Origin of the sequence: uncultured Aquincola sp. (genome assembly GCF_964001545.1) — a bacterium.
Classification (GTDB): Bacteria; Pseudomonadota; Gammaproteobacteria; order Burkholderiales; family Burkholderiaceae_C; genus Aquincola.
Map to the genome: position 1 here is coordinate 1 of NZ_CAXFDV010000536.1, position 5,078 is coordinate 5,078.

6 protein-coding genes and 1 pseudogene are annotated in these 5,078 nt (G+C 69.5%); 5 read left to right on the top strand and 2 right to left on the bottom strand.

What is annotated here, in order from left to right; genetic code table 11:
- Window positions 1–134: pseudogene (locus ABNT58_RS18430) on the top strand (enoyl-CoA hydratase); the annotation flags it as partial.
- Window positions 135–155: 21 nt separating this feature from the next.
- On the opposite strand, the gene ABNT58_RS18435 reads toward ABNT58_RS18430, so the two are convergent.
- On the bottom strand, window positions 156–380 hold the full coding sequence (locus tag ABNT58_RS18435; RefSeq protein ID WP_348754899.1) for a hypothetical protein: 225 nt from the start codon (window positions 378–380) through the stop codon (window positions 156–158).
- 3 nt (window positions 381–383) lie between these two features.
- Window positions 384–632, bottom strand: a complete 249-nt coding sequence (locus tag ABNT58_RS18440) for a DUF2281 domain-containing protein (RefSeq protein ID WP_348754900.1) — start codon at window positions 630–632, stop codon at window positions 384–386.
- 161 nt (window positions 633–793) lie between these two features.
- On the opposite strand from ABNT58_RS18440, the gene ABNT58_RS18445 reads away from it, so the two are divergent.
- The 4 genes from ABNT58_RS18445 to ABNT58_RS18460 form a co-directional block, all read left to right on the top strand.
- Entirely contained in the window at window positions 794–1,924 is a 1,131-nt protein-coding gene (locus ABNT58_RS18445; RefSeq protein ID WP_348754901.1) for a mechanosensitive ion channel domain-containing protein, read from the top strand.
- The gene (otsB, locus tag ABNT58_RS18450) at window positions 1,921–2,733 is read left to right on the top strand and encodes a trehalose-phosphatase (protein ID WP_348754902.1); all 813 of its coding nucleotides are present in this window, start codon (window positions 1,921–1,923) and stop codon (window positions 2,731–2,733) included. The genes ABNT58_RS18445 and otsB overlap by 4 nt, the downstream gene beginning before the upstream one ends.
- Window positions 2,730–4,526, top strand: coding sequence for a glycoside hydrolase family 15 protein (locus ABNT58_RS18455; RefSeq protein WP_348754903.1), 1,797 nt, complete (start codon window positions 2,730–2,732; stop codon window positions 4,524–4,526). The genes otsB and ABNT58_RS18455 overlap by 4 nt, the downstream gene beginning before the upstream one ends.
- Window positions 4,527–4,545: 19 nt before the next feature.
- The coding region (locus ABNT58_RS18460; protein ID WP_348754904.1) for a trehalose-6-phosphate synthase at window positions 4,546–5,078 on the top strand (533 nt) is incomplete at its 3' end.

Sequence of the window (5,078 nt, forward strand, 5' to 3'; positions counted from 1 at the left end):
CGAACCATGCCGCGGTGATGGAAGCCATCAACGCGGAGGCCGAGCTGTTCAGCAAGCGCCTGCGCAGCCCCGAGGCCACCGAGGCCTTCCAGGCCTTCTTTCAGAAGCGCAAGCCCGACTTCTCGAAGTTCTGACGGGGCCAGCTGCGGCGGGGGCTACGGTTCGATCGGAGGCGTGCGCGCTTCTACACGGTCCAGGGCCTCGCGCGCTGTGACGATGGGGATGCCTGCGTGGTGCTGCAGTGGCAGCAGTTCGCTCAGCACTGACTCGCTGCTGACGAGCCCAAATTCACCGCGTCGGGCGCCGTCCAGCAGCCGCCGAGGTACCCCGTACGAAATGATGCTGGAGACCAACAAGTTGGTATCCAACAGCATCTTCATGACTCACGCGCCTGCCAGGCCTTCGTTGCGCCGCGCGTAGCGGCTGGCCTGAACCTCAGCCTCCACCTCTTCATCCGAGACTGCCGGCAGTCCCAGCGCGTCCAGGCGCGCCAGTTGATCCCCCAGACGCGCGACTGCCAGCTTTCGTTCTTCGCGTGAAGCCAGGAACTCCACGAAGTCGACCACTTCTGCCACACGCGCAGGCGGCAGCTGCTTCAAGCGTTCCAACAATTGCAATTCGATCGCTGTCATCGCAGAGGTCCTCGGCAGGCGGCATGGCAATGATGGCTTAAGTTTGCCTCAGCGGCGGCCCCGGTTCTCCGGCGGCCGAGCCGCGACAAGTCGTAACAGCCGGAACCCCGTCCCCCTCATCCAATCGCACCTTGCTGCATTGCAACAAAGGAGGGCGTTGGATGGATTTCTTGCCGGTCTTGTGGATGCCGTGGCTGCAGCCGCTGTTGGCCGCCAGCCTGGTGGTCGTGGCGGCGCTGGCGGTGCATCGGCTGGGGCGCGCGGTGCTCACGCGCATCACCCGCGGCGCCAGGGTGCCGGCCGCGGTGGTGCGGCAGGTGGACGTGCCGGCGCAATGGGTGCTGCCGCTGGCCGCGCTGCAGGTGGTGTGGCAGGGCGCACCCGACACGCTGCCGCTGATCGGCTCGCTGCGTCACCTCAACGGTGTGCTGCTGATCGCGGCCATCACGTGGCTGCTGACGCGCGCCGTACGCGGCGTGGGGCTGGGCGTCATCGACCTCTACCCCGCGGACGTCGAAGACAACCTGCAGGCCCGGCGCATCCACACCCAGGCGCGGGTGCTGGCCCGCACGGTGATGGTCGGCGTGATGCTGGCCGGCCTGGCGATGATCCTGATGACCTTTCCGGGCGCGCGCCAGCTGGGCGCCAGCCTGCTGGCTTCGGCCGGCGTGGCCGGCCTGGTGGTCGGTATCGCGGCCAGGCCGCTCTTCAGCAACATGATCGCCGGGCTGCAGATCGCGCTGGCGCAGCCGATCCGCATCGACGACGTGCTGATCGTGCAGGGCGAATGGGGCCGGGTGGAAGAGATCACCGGCACCTACGTGGTCCTGGCCATCTGGGACCAGCGGCGCTTGATCATTCCGCTGCAGTGGTTCATCGAGAACCCGTTCCAGAACTGGACACGCAGCACCGCGCAGATCATCGGCACCGTGTTCCTGCATGTGGACTATGCGATGCCGCTGGCACCGCTGCGGGCCGAGGCCCAGCGCCTGTGCGAAGCCTCGCCCCACTGGGATGGCCGGCTCTGCCTGCTGCAGGTGACCGAGGCCGGCGAGCGCACGATGCAGCTGCGCGTGCTGGTGACGGCGCACGACTCGGGCAAGGCCTGGGACCTGCGCTGCGAAGTGCGTGAAGGCCTGCTGACCTACATCCAGTCCAAGCACCCCGAGCACCTGCCGCAATGGCGCACCCAGCGGCTGGAAGGCGAGGTGGTGCCGCGCGGCGACGAGGCCTTCCGGGCACGCCATTCGCCGGTGGAGGCCGTGCCTTCCACCGTTTCGCCCGCCCCATGATGCAAGACGAAGTGACTCCCCCGGGCCCGCAGCGCAGCGGGCCGCCGCCGCTGCCGGCCGAGGCCGCGCTCTTCATCGACTTCGATGGCACCCTGGCCCCGCTGGCCCCGCGCCCGCAGGACGTGCAGGTGCCCGAGTGGGTGCTGCCCACGCTGCGCCACCTGCATGGCGCGCTGGGCGGCGCGGTGGCAGTGGTCAGTGGCCGGCCTGTGGCCCAGATCGACGGCTTTCTGGCGCCGCTGCAGCTGCCTGCCGCCGGCGTGCACGGCGTGGAACGGCGGGGCAGCGATGGCCACCTGCGGGTGGAAGCCGCCGAGCCGCCCGCGGCCTTGGTGGCGGCCGCGCAGGCGCTGGTGGCCGAGCATCCCGGGCTGCTGTTCGAGCCAAAGACCGGCGGCTTCGCGCTGCACTTCCGCTCACGCCCGCTGCTGGGCGGCCTGTGCCACGACACCTTGCAGGCCGCGCTCGGCGCGCTGCCCGAGGTGCTCACCTGGCAGATCATGGGCGGCCACTGCGTGTACGAGATCAAGCAGCGCAAGGTGTCCAAGGGCGTGGCGCTGGCCGCGCTGCATGCCGACCCGCGCTTTGCCGGCCGGCTGCCGGTGTACGTGGGCGACGACGTGACCGACGAGGACGGCATCGCGGCTGCACAGGCGGCCGGCGGCTTCGGCGTGCGGGTGGGGCCGGGGGCCACGCAGGCACGCTATTGGCTGGAAGACATCGATGCCGTCTCCCGGTGGCTGGGAGATGCGGTCCGCCGCTTGCCGGCGCCGGGGGGCGGCAGCCCGCCACCCCAAGCGCTCGCATGAACCCACCGGCATCGTTGAACCTCGGCATCATCGGCAACTGCTCCATCAGCGCCCTGGTCGACGACCAGGCGCGCATCGTCTGGTGCTGCTACCCCCGCTTCGACAGCGACCCGATCTTCCATGCGCTGCTCGATTCGGCCGATGGCATCCAGCCCGACGGCAGCTGGCAGATCTGCCTCGAAGGGCAGCAGCGCAGCGAGCAGGCCTATGAGCCCAACACCGGCGTGCTGCGCACCCGGCTCTTCGATGCCGAAGGTGGCGCGGTCGAGATCACCGACTTCGCGCCGCGCTACCTGCTGCACGGCCGCCCGTTCCGGCCTTTGACGCTGGTGCGGCGCGTGCGCGCGCTGTCGGGCGCGCCGCGGGTGCGGGTGCTGCTGCGGCCGCGCAGCGACTGGGGCGCCACCCTGCCCACCATCACCCGCGGCAGCGATCACATCCGCTACGTGGGGCCGGAGTCGGCGCTGCGGCTGACCACCAATGCGCCCATCACCTACGTGATCGACGAGACGGCGTTCACGCTGACCCAGCCGCTGAGCTTCATCCTCGGGCCTGACGAAGCCTTGCAGGCCGCCATTGAAGACACCGCCCGGCTGCTGGAAGAGCACACCATCGCCCACTGGCGCGCCTGGACGCGGGCGCTGGCGGTGCCGCTGGAATGGCAGGACGCGGTGATCCGCGCCGCCATCACGCTGAAGATGTGCCTGTACGAGGACACCGGCGCCATCGTCGCCGCGATGACCACCAGCATTCCTGAAGCGCCGGGCAGCCAGCGCAACTGGGACTACCGCTTCTGCTGGATACGCGATGCCTTCTTCGTGGTGCGGGCGCTCAACAGCCTGTCGGAAGTGGACACGATGGAGGACTACCTGCGCTGGCTGCGCGACGCCATCGGCGACATGGCCGGCGGCCATGTGCAGCCGCTGTACGGCATCGGGCTGGAACACCAGCTGATCGAACGCGAGCTGCCGCATCTGTCGGGCTACCGCGGCCACCAGCCGGTGCGCGTGGGCAACCAGGCCTATGAGCACTTCCAGTTCGACGTGTACGGCAACATCGTGCTGGGCGCGGCGCAGGCCTTCCACGACACGCGGCTATTGCGCCAGGGCACACGCCAGGAGTTCGGTCTGATGGAGGCGGTGGGCGAGCAGGCCTTCGCCATCCACGACCACCCGGACGCCGGCATGTGGGAGCTGCGCACCCGCAGCGCGGTGCACACCTCGTCGGTGCTGATGAACTGGGCCGCCTGCGACCGGCTGGCCAAGATCGCCGAGGCCTTCGAGCTGGCCGACCGCGCCACGCTGTGGCGCCAGCGCGCCGACCTCATCCGCGACAAGATCCTGACCCAGGCCTGGAGCGAGCGCCGCCAGGCCTATGCGGCCACCTTCGGCGGCGACGAGCTGGACGCCAGCGTGCTGCTGATGGTGGAGGTGGGCCTGATCGACCCGCACGACCCGCGCTTCGTGGCCACGGTGGATGCGCTGGAAGCCGCGCTGTGCGATGGCCCCTACATGCGCCGCTACGAAGCGCCCGACGACTTCGGCCGGCCCGAGACCGCGTTCAACATCTGCGCCTTCTGGCGCATCAATGCGCTGGCGCGCATCGGCCGCACGGCGCAGGCGCGCGAGATCTTCGAGGCCATGCTGGCCAGCCGCAACCCGCTGGGGCTGCTGTCCGAAGACACCCATCCCGCCACCCGAGAGCTGTGGGGCAACTTTCCGCAGACCTATTCGATGGTGGGCATCGTGAATGCCGCGGTGCGCCTGTCCGCACCCTGGGATTCGCGGATATGAAGAAGCAGGAGGAAGTACCGTGTCCCGACTCGTCGTGATTTCCAACCGCGTGGGCGACCCACGCAAGGTGGCCGCCGGCGGCCTGGCCGTGGCCCTGGGCGACGCACTGGCCACCCGCGGCGGCCTGTGGTTCGGCTGGAGCGGCAAGATCGTGGAAGACGGCGCCACCGGTGAAGGCGAGCTGCACCAGCAGCGCGCCGGCAACGTGGAACTGGTGACCATCGACCTCTCACGCGAGGACCACGACACCTACTACACCGGCTATGCCAACCAGGCGCTGTGGCCGGCCTTTCATTACCGGCTGGACCTGGCCGACTTCGGCAGCGGCTTTTTCGCCGGCTACCAGCGGGTGAACCGCCTCTTCGCGCGCAAGCTGGCGCCGCTGCTGCGCGACGACGACGTGATCTGGGTGCACGACTACCACCTGATTCCGCTGGCGTCTGAGCTGCGCTCGCTGGGCTGCCGCCAGCGCATCGGCTTCTTCCTGCACATCCCGCTGCCGCCGCCGCCCATCCTGGCCGCCATCCCGGGGCATGAGTGGCTGATGCGCTC